Below are 14,784 nucleotides of genomic sequence, written 5' to 3' on the forward strand. Positions count from 1 at the left end.
CGCTGGCGCCACCCCGGCGTCAGCCCAGGGGCCACCTGATCGCTTAAACGGGCGGCGGCCTGCCGGCTGTCGGCGTTTCGTGAGACTGCGGCGAGATGTCCTTGAGAGGGGGCGCTCAGCGTGCCCCGAAACGCCGGGCGCTCAGCGCGCCTTGGGTTTGGGCGAGGGCGCCGCCGCCGGAGGAGGCGGGTTGGCCTGCTGCGGGTCCGTGGCATGGGGCAGCCGGGTCAGGGGCGTCTTCAGCACGGCGTCGGAGCCAACGACCGCCACGGTGGCGGTGCGGCCGGGGATCAGACGCAGGTCGGCGGGCGGATGGTCCAGGATCACACGCACCGGGATGCGCTGGGCCAGGCGCACCCAGCTGAAGGTGGGGTTCACGTTGGCCAGCAGGTTGCTGCCGTCCGTCCGCTCCCGATCCTCGATGGCGGCGGCGATGCTTTCCACATGGCCGGTGAAGGACCGGGGATCGCCCATCAGGCGCACCGTCACGGTGTCGCCCACATGGATGCGGCCCAGCTTGGTTTCCTCGAAATAGCCCTGAACATGCAGGCTGTCGCTGTCCACCAGGGCGGTCACGGCCTTGCCGGCGGTGACGTAGTCGCCGGGACGCAGGTCGAAATTGGTGATGTAACCGTTGACGGTGGCGACAACCTCCGTCCTATCCAGGTTCAGCTTGGCGACATTGCGGTCGGCCACGGCCTGGAGGTAGACGGCCTCCGCCTCACGGGCGGCGGCGATCGTCTGCTCCTGCTTTTCCCGCGACACGGCGGACGCGCTCAAGGACTGATAGCGGTTCCGTTCCAGCACCGCCTCGTCAAAGCTGGCCTTCTTGGCCGCCACGGCGGCGTCCGCCTGTTGCAGCGCCAGGGTGAAGCGCGCCTTGTCGATGCGGAACAGCACCTGGCCCCGGGTCACGGTCTGGTTGTCCCGCACCAACACCTCATCCACCAGGCCGGAGACGTCGGGGGTGACGCCGACGATATCGGCGCGCACCCGGCCGTCACGGGTCCACGGCTCTTCCATGTAATAAATCCAGAAGCGCCAGCCCACCAGGGCGGCGACGGCGACCACGGCCAGGGTGATGGCCAGACGGGTCAGGGTGGTGATGAGGCTGCGCATGGCGGCGACGTCCAGGATTGGGGAAATCGGGTTCAGGGAAGTGGGGTGTAGTGCGTGAACAAGGCCGCCACGCCCCCCAGGACGATGACATAGACGGCAAGGTCGAACAGCGGCCGGTGCCAGACCAGACGGTAGGCGCCGACCAAGCGCAGGACCCAGCGCAAGGCCATGGAGATGAGGAAGGCGACCACGCCCCAAACCAGCAGCGGGGACACGAAGACGCCGTGGATGTCCATTTCGCCGATCATGCGGCCAGGCTTTCCGGTTTGGGGGGCAAGGGAACGACGGGTGGGGGCGGCGGCAGGTCGGGCACGCCGTCGGACAGGGCCCGCCGGATACCGGCCAGCGCCAGCAAGGCTTGGCGCGGCCTGCGGTCCGTCAGGGGCATCAAGGCCGCCAGGGCGGCATCGATGCGGGCCAGCAGGGCGGGCGATGGCGCGCGCGGCGCCCCGGCACGGCTGACGGCATCGTAATGCCACGCCAGATCGGCCAGGACGGCATCCGCCGCGGCGCGGGCCGGGGTGGGCAGGGCCCCCTCCACCGCGCGCAGTTCCAGGATGTTGATGCCGGTGCGGATATCGGCCAAGGCATCGGCCGCCGCCACCTCCGACCCCGGCGGAAGGGCGGCCAGGCGCGGCACCAGCAGGCCCATGCGGTCCAGCAGCTTGCCGGCGAACACCGGGCGCAGCCCACCGTCGGGCGCCGGCGCCCGGATGTCGGCCACGGCACGGATATCGGCCCAGCAGGCGCGCAGGATGCGCCGGGCACCCCATTCCGCGCCCACGGCCCGCACCAGCGCCGTCACCAGCCCGGCGAAGCCCATGCCCAACACCAGCGCCAGGGCGCTGTTGAGATAGCTGGCGAAGTCGGCGCTGTAGGTATTGCTCAGGCCCGCCAGGGTGGGCAGGGTGGCGCCCACCGCCAGGGCCCGGCCGGCCAGGCGCGGGTTGGCGATGACACGGCCCAGCAGCAGGAACAGGGGGCCCAGGACCAGGGCCAGCATCACGAAGCCGTCGATGCGCGGCATGATGGCGAAGATGTAGATTCCGGCCAGGATGGCGGCCAGACCGTTGAAAAGCGCGAAGTCCAGGATGGCCGGCACCGGGTTGTCCTGCGCGGCGAAGAAGCAGCAGGCGACAGCCGCCATTTCCAGGGCGATGGCGCCGTCCGCCCATTCCGTGCCGATCCAGAAGACGCTGCCCAGCAGGATGGTGAGGGCGGCGCCGGCGCCAGACCACAGGGCCATGCCCAGGTCCCGGTGCATGGCGACCTCCGCCCCCGCCCGTCCGCCCCGGCGGCGGCGCACCCGGGGTCCGTGACCGCCGCCCCGGATATAGAGGCGCAGGTCGCGGCAATCCTGGATGGCGTCCATCAGGTCTTTGAGGCGCGTCAGCAGGTTCAGGATCAGCACGTCGCGCCAATCGGCGGGTGCCGCGCGCAGCGCCGCGATGCGGGTGCGCAAGGCCGCCGCGATCTCCGCCGGGGCCTCCACATCGTCGACCCAGTCGGCCAGATCGGCCAACAGCTCCGCCAGTGGGGCGGGCAGGCCGCCGTCGGCCTTCAACGCCCGCACGCGATCCCCGACGCCCGACAGGATGGGCAACAGCATCACCAGGCGCTGGCGCAGCCGCCGCACCTCCTGGCTCAGCCCATGCAGGGTACTGGTGTCGTAATCCAGGTGGGTGGCCATCATCTGCAACTCGACCGCGTCGGCCGCCAGGCGGCGGCGGTCGGACCGGATGGCCGTCGTCTCCTCCGCGCCGGACAGGGCCTCGCGCGCCCAGCGCCCGACATCGCCGGCGAAGGCGTCGATGCGGCCGGTGATCACGGGGCCTATACCCCGGGGAAAAATGACGCTGCCGATCACGGTGGCGCACAGGATGCCGACGGTGATCTCCTCCACCCGGGCCAGCGCGGCGTCAAAGACGGTGCCGGGATCGGTCACGGTGGGAAAGCCGATGAGGGCGGTGCTGTAGGCCGCCAGCATGAAGACATAGCTGCGCGGGGTGCGGTCCAGCAGGGCCAGCGTCAGGCACGCCATGGTCCACAGGGCCATAGCCACGCACAGCAGGGGTGGGGCGTCCACCAGGTTGGGGATGATGACCACGGTGGCCACGGCGCCGATGACCGTGCCCAGCACCCGGAACACGCCCTTGGACCGCATGGCGCCGGCCAGCGGCTGGGACACGATAAAGACGGTGCCGGCCGCCCAGTAGGGGCGCGGCAAATCCAGGCTAAAACCGATGTAGAGGGCGGCCAGGGCGGCGGCGGCCGTCTTGGCGGCGAACATCCAGTCGCCGACACCCCGGGACCATCCCCGGAAGCAGGCCCTGAACCAGGTGGCGGCCGCGGTCATGAAGCCCCCTCGTCAGCGACGCCATCCTTGGCCCCGAAGGACCGGCCCAGCGCCCGTTCCACCGCCGCGAAGACGGTCAGCGCCGTCTCCATCTGCTCCGGCGTCACGTCCGCCAGCAGGCGCCGGCGCATGCCGTCCAGCGCGTCGTCCAGACGCACCGCCAGCGCGCGCCCCTCGGCCGTCAGGTGCAATGTCTTGACCCGCCGGTCACGGGGATCGGTGCGCCGTTCCACCAGGCCGTCCCTTTCCAGCATGTCCACCAGCCGCACCAGCGATGGCCCCTCGACCCCGACGTGGTCGGCCAACTGGCCTTGGCGGATGCCGTCCCCCAGCCGGGCCAGCACCACCAGGGGCAGGGTGGTCGCCTCGGACTGGCCAAAGGCCTTCAAGGTCGCGTCCGCCTCCCGCCGCCAGAACCGCGCGAGGTAGCAGAGCGTCAGGCCGAAGGCCCGGTGCCGGGGCGAAAGAGGAAGAGGGGGCGTTTGTTCCATAGAGGGAACATTAGGATGCTAACGATTAGCCTTCAAATGATATGATGGGGTGGCCAGACCTGCGCCAGGCGGATGGCACAACGCGCCCGCCGGCCCCGCCCCTTATACCACCTAAGATTGGCCACCGGCCAGCGAACGGGTCAGGCGGGTGCCAACCGGGGACGCGGCGAGGACATGCGCCGCCCGTTCCAGGGCCAGGGCGTTGCGGAAGCCATGGGCGCGGGCGGCCACGCCGACGTGGCCGGCGGCGGCCCGGCGCAGGCGATAGCTGGGCGCGGTGCGTGCCACCACCGCCAGCCCATCCAGGCCACGCACCACGAGGTCCAGGAAGGTGTCGTGCCGGGCCAGGCAGGCCAACTGCCAATAGAGATGGGTCGTGCGCTCAAGACGGGTCATCGGCCTCTCCACAGGGAAAGGGCTCCACAGGCGAACAGCGCTGGGGAAGGGGAACATCGGCGGAACAGCCAACGTCCTGACGGTGCCCGAACAGCAACCGCCCGTCAATTCATAAGTTGCCATTTTGACAACTTTCGCATCAAAGACGGGTGGCTTACAGCCGCCGTCCCACCCACACCACGCGGCCGATGATGTCGATGTCGGCGGCCGCCCGCTCGTAAACGCGGTGGTGCGGATTGTCCGACCTGATTTCGACCAGGGGCGGGTGGCTGCCCATGATCAGCTCCAGCCGCTTGATCACGACACCTTGCCCATCCCACAAGGCGAAGACGCCGGGGGGCGAGGGCGACTGGTCCGCCAGGTTGACCATGACCCGGTCCCCGGGCATCAGCGTCGGCTCCATGCCGTCGCCGCGCACCTCGACGATGCGCACGGCCGCCGCCCGCACCTGCAGTTCGGCACTCAGGTAGGCGGCGGGGAAGCGCCACTGGGCGATGGTTTCATCCTCGCGGAAGCCCTGCGGCCACCCTTGGTGGCTGGCCAGGAAACCGCCGCGCCGGTCGCCATAGATGTCGACCTCCGCCACCTCGACCGAGGCGTCGTCGCCCCATCCGGGCACCGATGGCGCCACCGGCTCCAGCAATTCGGCCACGCCACAGCCCAGGCTGGCGGCGATGGCCATCATGCGCGCCTGCGACAACCGGGTGCGGCCGGACTCCAGCTTGGAAATCACCGTCTTGTCGGTGCCGATCAGGGCGCCCAGTTGTTCCTGGGTCATGCCCTTGGCTTCACGAAGTTCGCGGATGCGATTGGGGGGGCGATCAGTCATGAAAGCCAAGTTGCCACAGCGGCTACCATCCGTCAGTCGCCATACCGGCAACCAGTTGACAATAAGTTGCCAATCTCGCATCATTTCGCGCATGACGCTCGCCGACTACCTCCAGGCCCAGGGCCTTACCGCCGCCGAATTCGCCCGGCGCATCGGGCGCAGCCGCTCAACCGTCGGCCGCTGGTGCGCCGGCCACCGCCACCCCGACGCCGCCGCCATGCGGGCGATCATGGAAGAGACCAAGGGGGCGGTGATGCCGAATGATTTCTTTGGTAACGCCCCTTAGAGCGGAACGCGATCAGGTGTAGTCACCTGATCGTGTAAATCCGTTCTATCATGAACAGGTTAAGAGCGAGATGCGATCAAACATGATCGCGTCTCGCTCTAAGCGGTCATCCGAACCGCGCCCGCACGTCGTCCGCCGTTGCCGGCGGGCGCCCCATGAGCCGGCCGCCCTGGGCGGCGGCGGCCACCAGGGCGGCGTTGTCGGGGGCGAGGGTGCCGTCGGGCAGGTGCAGGTTGTTCTCAAAGCCCACGCGGACATGGCCGCCCAGGCCGGTGGCGGTCAGCACGCAGGCGTTCTCCCGCCGGCCGAAGGCGCAGACCGCCCAGGGCACGTCGCCGGTGTTGTCGTTTGGCGCGTCCGCGACAGGCTCCAGGAAGGGCAGCAGGTCGCGCGGATCGCTGACCTGGCCGGCGGTGTAGCGGCCCAGGACGTACAGCAGGAAGTGCGGCACCTCCGGCACCACCCCGCGCCGGCGCAGGTCGTGCCAGCGCAGCAGGTCGTCCCGGGAATAGAGGATGGTCTGCACCATGATCCGTTCCCGCGCCAGCCAGGCGAAGAAGTCGGCGGCATCCTTCTCATGCGCGCTGTCCGGCGCCAGTTCACGGATGGCCAGCGACACCGCCTCCGGCTTCAGGGCGCGGATCACGGCCATCTGGTGGGGCGGATGGTAGAGGCCGGCGGCCTCCGTCGTCACCTGGATAACCAGGCGGTCGCCCACGGCATCGCGCACCGCCCGGGTGGCGGCGGCATAGGCATCGGCGTCCAGCAGGTGGCGGCCCTGGGCGTCACGCACGTGCATGTGGACCATGGCGGCCCCCGCCTCCAGGCAGGCGGCGGCGTCCTGGGCGATCTCCGCCGGATCCAGGGGGATGGCCGGATGGTCGGTCTTCAGCCGCCGGGCGCCATTGGGCGCCACGGTCAGGATCACGGGATCGGCGTTCATTCAGTCCCCCCACTCATTCCGTACCGCCTATGTTTAGGCGTTTCATCTTGTCGTACAGCGTCTTGCGCGGCACGCCCAACGTTTCCGCGGCGCGCGTCACCTGGCCGCCGCTGGCGCGCAGGGCCTCGGTGATCAGGTGGCGTTCCACCCCATCCAGGATGTCGGCCAAGGGCGCGTTCGCGGGTGTGCCGCCCTCGACGGCCGCCGCGTCGTCCTCCGCCAGGCCCAGCACATGGCGGTCAGCGGCGTTGCGCAGCTCGCGCACATTGCCCGGCCAATCCTTCAGCATCAGGGCTCGCAACAGGGTCGGCGCCGGCACGGCATAAGGCCGGCGGAAGCGGGCCGCCGCTTGCAGGGCGAAATGCTGGAACAGCAAGGGAATATCCTCCCGCCGTTCACGCAAGGGGGGCAGGGTGAGGGTGACGACGTTCAGCCGGTAATATAGGTCGGCACGGAACCGGCCGGCGTTGGCGAGATCCAGCAGGTTCTCCTTGGTGGCGGCCACCACGCGCAGGTCCACCGCCACCCGGTCGTTGCCACCCAGCCGTTCCAGCGCCCGGTCCTGCAGCACCCGGAGCAGCTTGACCTGCAGGGCCAGCGGCATGCTCTCGATCTCATCCAGGAACAAGGTGCCGCGATGGGCGTATTCGATCTTGCCCACCCGGCGCTTGGCGGCCCCGGTGAAGGCGCCGGCCTCATGGCCGAACATCTCGCTTTCGAACATGCTGTCCGGGATGGCGCCGCAGTTCACCGCGACGAAGGGATAGGCGGCCCGGGGACCGCCCTCGTGCAGCGCGCGGGCCACCTGTTCCTTGCCCGTGCCCGTTTCCCCCAGCACCAGCACGTCCACGTCCGTGCCGGCCAAGTCGGCCACCAGGCGGCGGACCCGTACCAGGGCGGGGCTTTGCCCCAGCAGGTGGCTTTCCACCGCCGCGTTCCGCACCAGCGCCTCACGCAAGCGGCGGTTCTCCCGCACCAGGGCCCGTTTTTCCAGGGCGCGGCGGATCACCTCCACGAAATGCTCGGTGACGAAGGGCTTTTCGATGAAGTCATAGGCGCCGTCCTGCATGGCCCGCACGGCCATGGAGATGTCGCCTTGGCCGGTCACCAGCACCACCGGCAGTTCCGCATCCAGCGCCCGCGCCCGCGACAGCAGGTCCAGCCCGCTCATCCCCGGCAGGCGCACATCCGTCACCAGGATGCCCGGCGTGCCCACCGACAGGTCGGCCAGCGCCGCCTCCGCCGTCGGGTAGGTTGTCACGGCCAAACCCGCCAGTTCCAACGTCTGGCGCACGGTCAGGCGGATGATCTCCTCATCATCCACGAACAGGACAACTGGCGCGGTATCAGGGGAGGCAGTATCAAGCGGTTGGCTCATCACGCTCAGCTATGATCAAAGGCAGGGTCAACAGGAAGACGGCGCCGGCGTTTTCACCGGGACGGGCCTCCCCGTCGCGGGCTTCCAACTGGCCCCCATATTCCTGGGTGATGGCCAGGGAGATGGCAAGGCCCAGGCCCAAGCCCTGACCGCCCGGCTTGGTGGTGACGAAGGGATCGAACAGACGGTCGCGCACGGCCGGGGCCAAGCCCGGGCCGTTGTCCGCCACCGCCACCCGCACGGCGGCGCGGTGGTCCAGCAAGACCGGTTCGGCGGTGATGGCGATGCGCGGCTCAGCCACCTCGGCCGTCGCATCCTCCGCGTTGCGGATCAGGTTGACCAGCACCTGCTGCAGCCGCACGGGATCGAAGGCCACCGTCACCTCCGGCACCTCCACCGTGACTTGCACCCGCGCCTCCTTCAGGCGGCGGTCCAAGAGGGCCAGCGCCTCCTGCACCGCGCCCGGCAGGGGGACGGGCTGGGCCGGCCCCTCGCTGCGGCGGGAGAAGTTGCGCAACTGGCTGGAGATCTTGGCCATGCGGTCGACCAGGCCGGCGATGTGGACCAGGTTCTGGCTGACCTCCGCCTGGCGGCCCTGCTCCAGCAGCAGGCGGGCGTTGTCAGCCAGGGCGCGCAGGGCTGTCAGCGGCTGGTTCAGCTCATGCGTCACGCCGGCCGCCACCTGGCCGATCATGGCCAGCTTGGCCGCCTGCACCAGTTCGGCCTGGGCGTCGCGCAGGTCGGCTGTACGCGCCTCCACCTGGCGTTCCAGGTCCTGGTAGGCGCGATCCAACGTGTCCTTGGCCAGGCGCTGTTCACGCAGGCGTTTCACCCGCTGGCGCACATACAGTCCAGAGGCCAGCAGCAGAAGGAGCAGCAGCGCCACCCCGATGCGCGCCGTGGCCGCGGCCTGCGCCACCGGGTGGGCGTCGGCCGCCAGCGCGATGGTCCAGCCATACCGGCCCAGGTCCCGTTCCACCAGCAGGGCCGGATGAACCTGGAGGGACCGGGGCAGGACCAGGGGCGGATGCTCCAGTCCCACATACTCCCGGGTTTCTTCCAGGTATTTCAGCGTCCCGGCATCCAGGGGGCGGCGGGCGTGGAATTTCCATTCCGGCTTGGAGGACAGGAAGACGACGCCGAAGCGGTCCGCCACCAGCACCGCGTCGTGAGAGATGCGCCAGCCATCCTCCAACGCGTCCAGCACGATCTTGACGGCCAGCACGCCGACACGCCGGCCATCGCGGTCCACCGGTGCCGCGATGAAATAGCCGGGCAGCCGGGTGACCGTGCCCACGCCGTAGAAACGGCCCAGGCCCTTGTCCCGCGCGTCCTTGAAATAGGGACGGTAGGAAAAATCGACGCCGACATAGCTGTCCGGCCGGTTCCAATTGCTGGACGCCACCGTGCGGCCGGCGGCATCCATCAGGTACAGGACGGCGGAGCCGGCGCTGGCGTTCACCGCCTCCAGATACCGGTTCACCCGGTCGACGTCGGCCGCGTCGGCCTGGCCCGCACCGGCCGCCGCCAGCGCCGCCACCGCCGGATCGCGGGCGGCGACGGAGGGCAGATAGTCGAAGCGCTCCACCGCGCTGTCCAGGTTGTTGGCGTAGATCTCCAGCCGGTGGCGGGCGTCGGCGGCCACCGCCTCCACCGCCCGCCGCTCGGCATGGCCGACCGCCAGCACCCACAGCCCCACGGCCCCCGCCGCCGCCAGCAGCAGCGCCAGGGCGCCACCGGTGCCGATGGCGCGCAGCCGCGCCGCGAAGGGATAGGGGCTGGCCAAGGCGGGATCAGTCGGTGGTGAGGCCGGCGCGTTCCGCCGCCTCATGCCGCTGCTGCTCCTCCGACACCAGGCGGGACAGGTCGCGCTTCAGGGCGTTGAACTCCGGCGACGCGGCATCGCGCGGGCGCGGCATCTCCACCCGGATGTCGCGTTTCACCGTGCCGGGGCGGTAGGTCAGGACGACGATGCGGTCGGCCAGGTAGATGGCCTCCTCGATCGAGTGGGTGACGAAAACGATGGTCTTGCCCAGACGCGCCCAGATCTTCAGCAGCTCATCCTGCAGGGACCGGCGGGTCAGGGCGTCCAGCGCGCCGAACGGCTCATCCATCAGCAGGACGGGGCTGTCCAACGCCAGGACGCGGGCGATGGCCACGCGCTGGCGCATGCCGCCGGACAGATCCTTCGGGAACCGCTCGCCGAATTCCGACAGGCCCAGCATGTCCAGCAGCTCACGCACCCGGGCGTCGGCCGCGTCCTTGGCCATGCCCTTGACCTCCAGCCCGAAGCGGACGTTCTTGGCCACCGTCATCCACGGGAACAGGGCGTATTCCTGGAACACCATGCCCCGGTCGGGCCCAGGGTTCGTCACCGGGCGGCCGCCCACGGTGATGCTGCCCTCCGAAGGGTGGGAGAAGCCGGCGATGGCGTTCAGCAGGGTGGACTTGCCGCAGCCGGACGGGCCCAGCAGGCAGACGAACTCCCCGGCCGCGATGTCCAGGTTGATGTCCTTCAGCGCCACCACTTCGTTCCCCGGAACGGCGAAGCGCTTGTAGACGTGGTTGATCAGGATGTCGGACATGGTTCAGTGCTCCAGCCCGCGGTGCCAGCGCAGCAGGTGGTTGTTGATGCGGGTGACGCCGCTGTCGATGGCCAGGCCCAGCAGGCCGATGGTCAGCATGCCGGCGATGATCTTGTCGGACCAGAAGTACTCCCGCGCTTCCAGGATGCGGAAGCCCAGGCCGTTGTTGACGGCGATCATCTCCGACACGATCACGACGATGAAGGCGGTGCCGATGCCGATGCGCACGCCCGACAGGATGTAGGGCGTGGCCGCCGGCAGCATGACGCGGCGGAAGATGGTCAGGGGTCCGGCACCCAGGTTGCGCGCGGCGCGCAGATAGATGCCGTCCACCTGGCGCACCCCGGCGATGGTGTTCACCAGCACGGGGAAGAAGGCGCCCAGCGAGATCAGGAAGATGGCCGGCGGGTTGCCCAGGCCGAACCACAGGATGGACAGCGGAATGTAGGCGATGGGCGGAATGGGCCGCAGCACCTCCACCAGCGGGTTCAGCCAGCGGAAGGCCGCCCGGCTGGCGCCCATGGCCAGGCCCAGGGGCAGGGCCAGCACGGCCCCCACCAGGAAGCCCATGACGACGCGGTACAGGCTGCCGATGGCGTCGGTGATCAGCTCGCCCGAGAATATCCAGGCGACATAGCCGCCATTGGCGGGATCGAAAGGCTCCGCCGGGGCCAGGTAGGCCCACCAGCGCACGGCCACCGCCACGGGCGAGGGCAGGATCTTCGCGTTGACCAGGCCGGAACTGGACGCCGCCTGCCAGATGGCAAGCAGCACGAGCGGCACGACGGCCCCCTGCAGGGCCGCCAACCAAGTATTACGCCGCATTCGGGTACTCCCCATGAAAGCGCGAAAGAAGCGGATCGAAAAAGGGCCCGCCGTATTCAGAAGCGGCGGGCCCTGGAGCCTTACTGGATGCCCAATTCCTTCTTGGCGTCGGCCAGCAGGTCCAGCTTCACATAGTCGGTGGCCGTCGGCACCTTGGCCATCTTGGACACGCCATACTTGGCCATGGTATCGGCCGTGATCTGGATCTGCGCGGGGTCGATGTCATAGCTGTACTGGGCGTTGCCCATGGCGCTGTTGAAATCGGCCTCGGACAACTGCTTTTTGAACAGCGTCTCGCGCACATACTTGGACGCCACCTCCGGCTTGTCGATGAAGGTCTTGGTGGCCTTCACGAAGCAGCGCATGAACTTCTCGGCCACGGCCTTGTGCTTGTCGTGGAACTCCTCCGACATCACCAGGGTGCGCACGGGGCTGCCGATGGCGGTGTCGTAGGGCTTCATCACCTCGACGCCGAAGCCGCCGTTCACGGCCTGCGAGCCCTGCGGCTCCGTCTGCATGATGGCGTCCAGTTGTTTCAGCATCAGGGCCTGGTTCAGGTCCGGATAGTTCAGGTAGACGATCTGCACGTCCTTGCCCGGCTGGTCGGACCAGGTGAGGTTGTTCTGCGCCAGTTCCGCGGCCAGCAGCACCTCCTGGATGCCGCCCCGGGTGACGCCGACCTTCTTGCCCTTCAGGTCGGCGACCTTGGTCACCTTGGCCTCGGGGGCGGCCACCAGGCGGGCGCCGCCCTTGGCGAAACCGGCGACGATATAAATGGGGGCGCCGGCGGCGCGGCCGGAAATGGCGGCCTCGGACGCGGTGGCGCCCACGTCCAGCTCACCGGCCACCATGGCCTGCATGATGTCGGGGCCCTTGGCGAAAATCCGTTCCTCCACCTTGATGCCGCAGTCGGTCAGCATCTGCGTGTAGGACACGGCGCCGAAGTGGGCCAGCTTCAGGTTGCCCAGGCGCACCACATCCTCGGCGGCGGCCGGCAGAGCCGCCAGCGACAGGGCGGACGCGGCCAGAACGGCGGCCAACAGGGTCTTTTGGGGCAGGGCTTTCTTGAGCATCATCTTAAATACCTCCCGGGCTTTGGTATCCAACGGCCGCCGATCAATGCCGGCGGTTCCTGGTCGTCTTGGAACTGGGGTGATACTAGCAGAAGCTGTGCCAACCGCCGGGGCAAACCATCACCGGGAGGGAGAACGGCTCGAAACGCCAGCATCCCCGCCAAAGTGGGCGGGGCAGGCCTTAAGCGGGGCAGGGGAAGGGCGGCGCCCCACTGGCGGTTTTCCCGCCACGGCGGGGAGGGGGCTGTCACCTTTTCCGCCGCGGCCGGTCGCGTGCCGTCAAGCGTCGTAGGCGACGAGGACGATTTGCGCTATGACGGCCCCCAAGCGGCCGCAAGGCCGATGGGGTTCCTGCCTTTCGGAGAGCTTGGATGAACCGTTCCCTATACGCCCTTGGGTACGCCCTGGGCGCACCGTTGGCGTTGGCCTTGGCCGTTACCGTTTCGCCTGTGGCCATAGCGGCGGAGGCCGGCCACGGCCTGACGCCGATGGAGCTGGCGACGATGGACCGCGCCAGCGACGCGCGTGTATCGCCCGATGGCCGCCTGCTGGCCTTCGACGTCCGCACCGTCGACTACGCCAACAACAAGGCCACCCACTCCCTGTGGGTGAAAGAGATCGATGGCAAGGGCGACGGCCATCGCCTGGCCATCTCCGATGGCGGCGCCAGCACCCCGCGCTGGTCAGCCGATGGCAAGAGCCTCTATTTCATGTCCGGCCGCTCCGGCAGCCAGCAGGTGTGGAAGACGGATGCGGCTGGCACCCAGGCCACCCAGGTAACCGCCCTGCCGCTGGACGTGGGCAGCTTCAACCTGGCGCCGGACGGCACGCACATCGTCGTGTCCATGGCCGTGTTCCCGGGCACCGAGACAGGCGACAAGCCGGTCAAGCCGGCGGACATCGCCAAGTCCACCGGCGTCGTCTTCGACAAGGTCTTCGTCCGTCATTGGGATGAATGGGCCGACGGCACCCGCAACCACCTGTTCGCCCTGGCGCTGAACGGCGAGGGTGTGGCCACCGGCGCGCCCGTGCCGCTGATGAAGGGCTTCGACGGCGACGCGCCGGGCAAGCCTTTCGGCGACGACAGCGAAATCACCATCAGCCCGGACGGCAAGACGGTGGTCTTCACCGCCCGCCTGGCCGGACGGACGGAGCCGTGGAGCACCAACCTGGACCTGTGGCAGGTCCCCATGGACGGCAGCGCCGCCCCCGTCAACCTGACGGCCAGCAACGCCGCCATGGATACCGGCCCGGTGTTCAGCCCCGACGGGTCCAAGCTGGCGTGGCGCGCCATGAAGCGGCCGACCTTCGAGGCCGACCGCTTCGGCATCATGGTCCGCGACCTGAAGAGCGGCGAGACGCGGGAGATCGACCCCAGCTGGGACCGCTCCGCCGACACGCTGGCATGGACGGCCGATGGCCGCACCCTGCTGACCACCGCCTACGACGTGGGCCAGTCCAAGCTGTTCTCCGTCGACGTCAAGTCGGGTGCGGTGAAGGCGCTGACCGGCGAGGGCCATGTGACGGCCATTGACCTGGTGAAGGGCGGGGACAAGGGCGTGGTCTATATGGCCGACAGCCTGTCCGGTCCGTCGCAGGCCTACAAGGTGTCGCTGAAGGGCGGCAAGGCGGAGCAACTGACCCATGTGGGCGCCGGGACGCTGGCCGACGTCACCCTGGGCGCCTATGAGCAGTTCAGCTTCCCCGGCTGGAACAACGAGACGGTCCACGGCTATGTCGTGAAGCCGGCCAATTACCAGGAAGGCCACAAGTACCCGGTGGCCTTCATCATCCATGGCGGCCCCCAGGGCTCCTTCGCCAACGCCTGGAGCTTCCGCTGGAACCCGCAGGCCTACACCGGCGCCGGCTATGCCGTGGTCATGATCGACTTCCACGGCTCCACCGGCTACGGCCAGGCCTTCACCGACGCCATCAGCCAGCATTGGGGCGACCGCCCGCTGGAAGACCTGCAGAAGGGTTGGGCCGCGGCGCTGGCCAAGTACCCCTTCCTCAACGGCGACCGGGCCTGCGCGCTGGGCGCCAGCTACGGCGGCTTCATGATCAACTGGATCGCCGGCAACTGGAACGGCCCGTGGAAGTGCCTGGTCAACCATGACGGCGTCTTCGACAACCGCATGATGGGCTATTCCACCGAGGAGCTGTGGTTCAGCGAGTGGGAGAACGGCGGCAAGGTCTGGGAGAACCCGGCCGGGTACGAGCGCTTCAACCCCGCCAACCACGTCGACCAGTGGGTGAAGCCGCAGTTGATCATCCACGGCGGCCGCGACTTCCGCATTCCCTTCGAACAGGGCCTGGGCGCCTTCACCGCCCTGCAGCGCAAGGGCGTGCCCAGCAAGCTGGTCTACTTCGCCGACGAGAACCATTGGGTGCTGAAGCCCCAGAACTCCGTCCAGTGGCACCAGGAGGTCCTGGGCTGGCTGAACACCTGGACGGCCGAAGCCAAGTAAGGCCGGGCGTCAGCTGAGAGCGAGTGGAGAAGGGG

The 14,784-nt window shown here is 68.9% G+C and carries 14 protein-coding genes; 2 read left to right on the top strand and 12 right to left on the bottom strand.

The genetic code is table 11. The features are described 5' to 3' along the window. Positions 1-141 precede the first annotated feature (141 nt). From ULB03_RS24455 to ULB03_RS24480, 6 genes are all read right to left on the bottom strand, one after another. Positions 142-1,119, bottom strand: coding sequence for an HlyD family secretion protein (locus ULB03_RS24455; protein ID WP_322485687.1), 978 nt, complete (start codon positions 1,117-1,119; stop codon positions 142-144). Between the two features lie 32 nt (positions 1,120-1,151). Beyond that, positions 1,152-1,367: a DUF1656 domain-containing protein gene (locus ULB03_RS24460; RefSeq protein ID WP_322485688.1), complete on the bottom strand. Its 216-nt coding sequence runs from the start codon at positions 1,365-1,367 to the stop codon at positions 1,152-1,154. Next, on the bottom strand, positions 1,364-3,475 hold the full coding sequence (locus ULB03_RS24465) for an FUSC family protein (RefSeq protein ID WP_322485689.1): 2,112 nt from the start codon (positions 3,473-3,475) through the stop codon (positions 1,364-1,366). The genes ULB03_RS24460 and ULB03_RS24465 overlap by 4 nt, the downstream gene beginning before the upstream one ends. Then, on the bottom strand, positions 3,472-3,966 hold the full coding sequence (locus ULB03_RS24470; RefSeq protein WP_322485690.1) for a MarR family winged helix-turn-helix transcriptional regulator: 495 nt from the start codon (positions 3,964-3,966) through the stop codon (positions 3,472-3,474). Before ULB03_RS24470 ends, ULB03_RS24465 begins: the two co-directional genes overlap by 4 nt. 111 nt (positions 3,967-4,077) lie before the next feature. Then, positions 4,078-4,362, bottom strand: coding sequence for a hypothetical protein (locus ULB03_RS24475; RefSeq protein WP_322485691.1), 285 nt, complete (start codon positions 4,360-4,362; stop codon positions 4,078-4,080). A gap of 154 nt (positions 4,363-4,516) precedes the next feature. Beyond that, the gene (locus ULB03_RS24480; protein ID WP_322485692.1) at positions 4,517-5,284 is read right to left on the bottom strand and encodes an XRE family transcriptional regulator; all 768 of its coding nucleotides are present in this window, start codon (positions 5,282-5,284) and stop codon (positions 4,517-4,519) included. On the opposite strand from ULB03_RS24480, the gene ULB03_RS24485 reads away from it, so the two are divergent. Continuing rightward, positions 5,190-5,477: a helix-turn-helix domain-containing protein gene (locus ULB03_RS24485; RefSeq protein ID WP_322485693.1), complete on the top strand. Its 288-nt coding sequence runs from the start codon at positions 5,190-5,192 to the stop codon at positions 5,475-5,477. The genes ULB03_RS24480 and ULB03_RS24485 overlap by 95 nt on opposite strands. 106 nt (positions 5,478-5,583) lie before the next feature. On the opposite strand, the gene ULB03_RS24490 is transcribed toward ULB03_RS24485, so the two are convergent. The 6 genes from ULB03_RS24490 to ULB03_RS24515 form a co-directional block, all read right to left on the bottom strand. Next, entirely contained in the window at positions 5,584-6,420 is an 837-nt protein-coding gene (locus tag ULB03_RS24490) for a beta-keto acid cleavage family enzyme (RefSeq protein WP_322485694.1), read from the bottom strand. A gap of 13 nt (positions 6,421-6,433) precedes the next feature. Then, positions 6,434-7,798 (bottom strand): sigma-54-dependent transcriptional regulator, encoded by a 1,365-nt coding sequence (locus tag ULB03_RS24495; protein WP_322485695.1) that lies wholly within the window; start codon positions 7,796-7,798, stop codon positions 6,434-6,436. Continuing rightward, positions 7,782-9,629: a sensor histidine kinase gene (locus ULB03_RS24500; protein ID WP_322485696.1), complete on the bottom strand. Its 1,848-nt coding sequence runs from the start codon at positions 9,627-9,629 to the stop codon at positions 7,782-7,784. The genes ULB03_RS24495 and ULB03_RS24500 overlap by 17 nt, the downstream gene beginning before the upstream one ends. Then, on the bottom strand, positions 9,592-10,383 hold the full coding sequence (locus ULB03_RS24505; protein WP_322485697.1) for an ABC transporter ATP-binding protein: 792 nt from the start codon (positions 10,381-10,383) through the stop codon (positions 9,592-9,594). Before ULB03_RS24505 ends, ULB03_RS24500 begins: the two co-directional genes overlap by 38 nt. 3 nt (positions 10,384-10,386) lie before the next feature. Beyond that, positions 10,387-11,208, bottom strand: coding sequence for an ABC transporter permease (locus ULB03_RS24510; protein WP_322485698.1), 822 nt, complete (start codon positions 11,206-11,208; stop codon positions 10,387-10,389). A gap of 80 nt (positions 11,209-11,288) precedes the next feature. Then, on the bottom strand, positions 11,289-12,284 hold the full coding sequence (locus ULB03_RS24515; RefSeq protein ID WP_322485699.1) for an ABC transporter substrate-binding protein: 996 nt from the start codon (positions 12,282-12,284) through the stop codon (positions 11,289-11,291). Positions 12,285-12,652: 368 nt separating this feature from the next. Between ULB03_RS24515 and ULB03_RS24520 the strand changes: the two genes are divergently transcribed. Beyond that, positions 12,653-14,749, top strand: coding sequence for a S9 family peptidase (locus tag ULB03_RS24520; RefSeq protein WP_322485700.1), 2,097 nt, complete (start codon positions 12,653-12,655; stop codon positions 14,747-14,749). Positions 14,750-14,784 lie beyond the last annotated feature (35 nt).

Source organism: Nitrospirillum goiasense (assembly GCF_034427435.1).
In the GTDB taxonomy this organism is placed as follows: Bacteria; Pseudomonadota; Alphaproteobacteria; order Azospirillales; family Azospirillaceae; genus Nitrospirillum.

What these genes read in the sequence shown, in the direction of transcription:
- ULB03_RS24495 (WP_322485695.1), bottom strand. Translation starts at nt 7,798, where the DNA reads ATGAGCCAACCGCTTGATACTGCCTCCCCTGATACCGCGCCAGTTGTC.
- ULB03_RS24520 (WP_322485700.1), top strand. Translation starts at nt 12,653, where the DNA reads ATGAACCGTTCCCTATACGCCCTTGGGTACGCCCTGGGCGCACCGTTG.
- ULB03_RS24510 (WP_322485698.1), bottom strand. Translation starts at nt 11,208, where the DNA reads ATGCGGCGTAATACTTGGTTGGCGGCCCTGCAGGGGGCCGTCGTGCCG.
- ULB03_RS24460 (WP_322485688.1), bottom strand. Translation starts at nt 1,367, where the DNA reads ATGATCGGCGAAATGGACATCCACGGCGTCTTCGTGTCCCCGCTGCTG.
- ULB03_RS24505 (WP_322485697.1), bottom strand. Translation starts at nt 10,383, where the DNA reads ATGTCCGACATCCTGATCAACCACGTCTACAAGCGCTTCGCCGTTCCG.
- ULB03_RS24475 (WP_322485691.1), bottom strand. Translation starts at nt 4,362, where the DNA reads ATGACCCGTCTTGAGCGCACGACCCATCTCTATTGGCAGTTGGCCTGC.
- ULB03_RS24500 (WP_322485696.1), bottom strand. Translation starts at nt 9,629, where the DNA reads ATGAGGCGGCGGAACGCGCCGGCCTCACCACCGACTGATCCCGCCTTG.
- ULB03_RS24490 (WP_322485694.1), bottom strand. Translation starts at nt 6,420, where the DNA reads ATGAACGCCGATCCCGTGATCCTGACCGTGGCGCCCAATGGCGCCCGG.
- ULB03_RS24480 (WP_322485692.1), bottom strand. Translation starts at nt 5,284, where the DNA reads ATGCGCGAAATGATGCGAGATTGGCAACTTATTGTCAACTGGTTGCCG.
- ULB03_RS24455 (WP_322485687.1), bottom strand. Translation starts at nt 1,119, where the DNA reads ATGCGCAGCCTCATCACCACCCTGACCCGTCTGGCCATCACCCTGGCC.
- ULB03_RS24465 (WP_322485689.1), bottom strand. Translation starts at nt 3,475, where the DNA reads ATGACCGCGGCCGCCACCTGGTTCAGGGCCTGCTTCCGGGGATGGTCC.
- ULB03_RS24485 (WP_322485693.1), top strand. Translation starts at nt 5,190, where the DNA reads ATGAAAGCCAAGTTGCCACAGCGGCTACCATCCGTCAGTCGCCATACC.
- ULB03_RS24470 (WP_322485690.1), bottom strand. Translation starts at nt 3,966, where the DNA reads ATGGAACAAACGCCCCCTCTTCCTCTTTCGCCCCGGCACCGGGCCTTC.
- ULB03_RS24515 (WP_322485699.1), bottom strand. Translation starts at nt 12,284, where the DNA reads ATGATGCTCAAGAAAGCCCTGCCCCAAAAGACCCTGTTGGCCGCCGTT.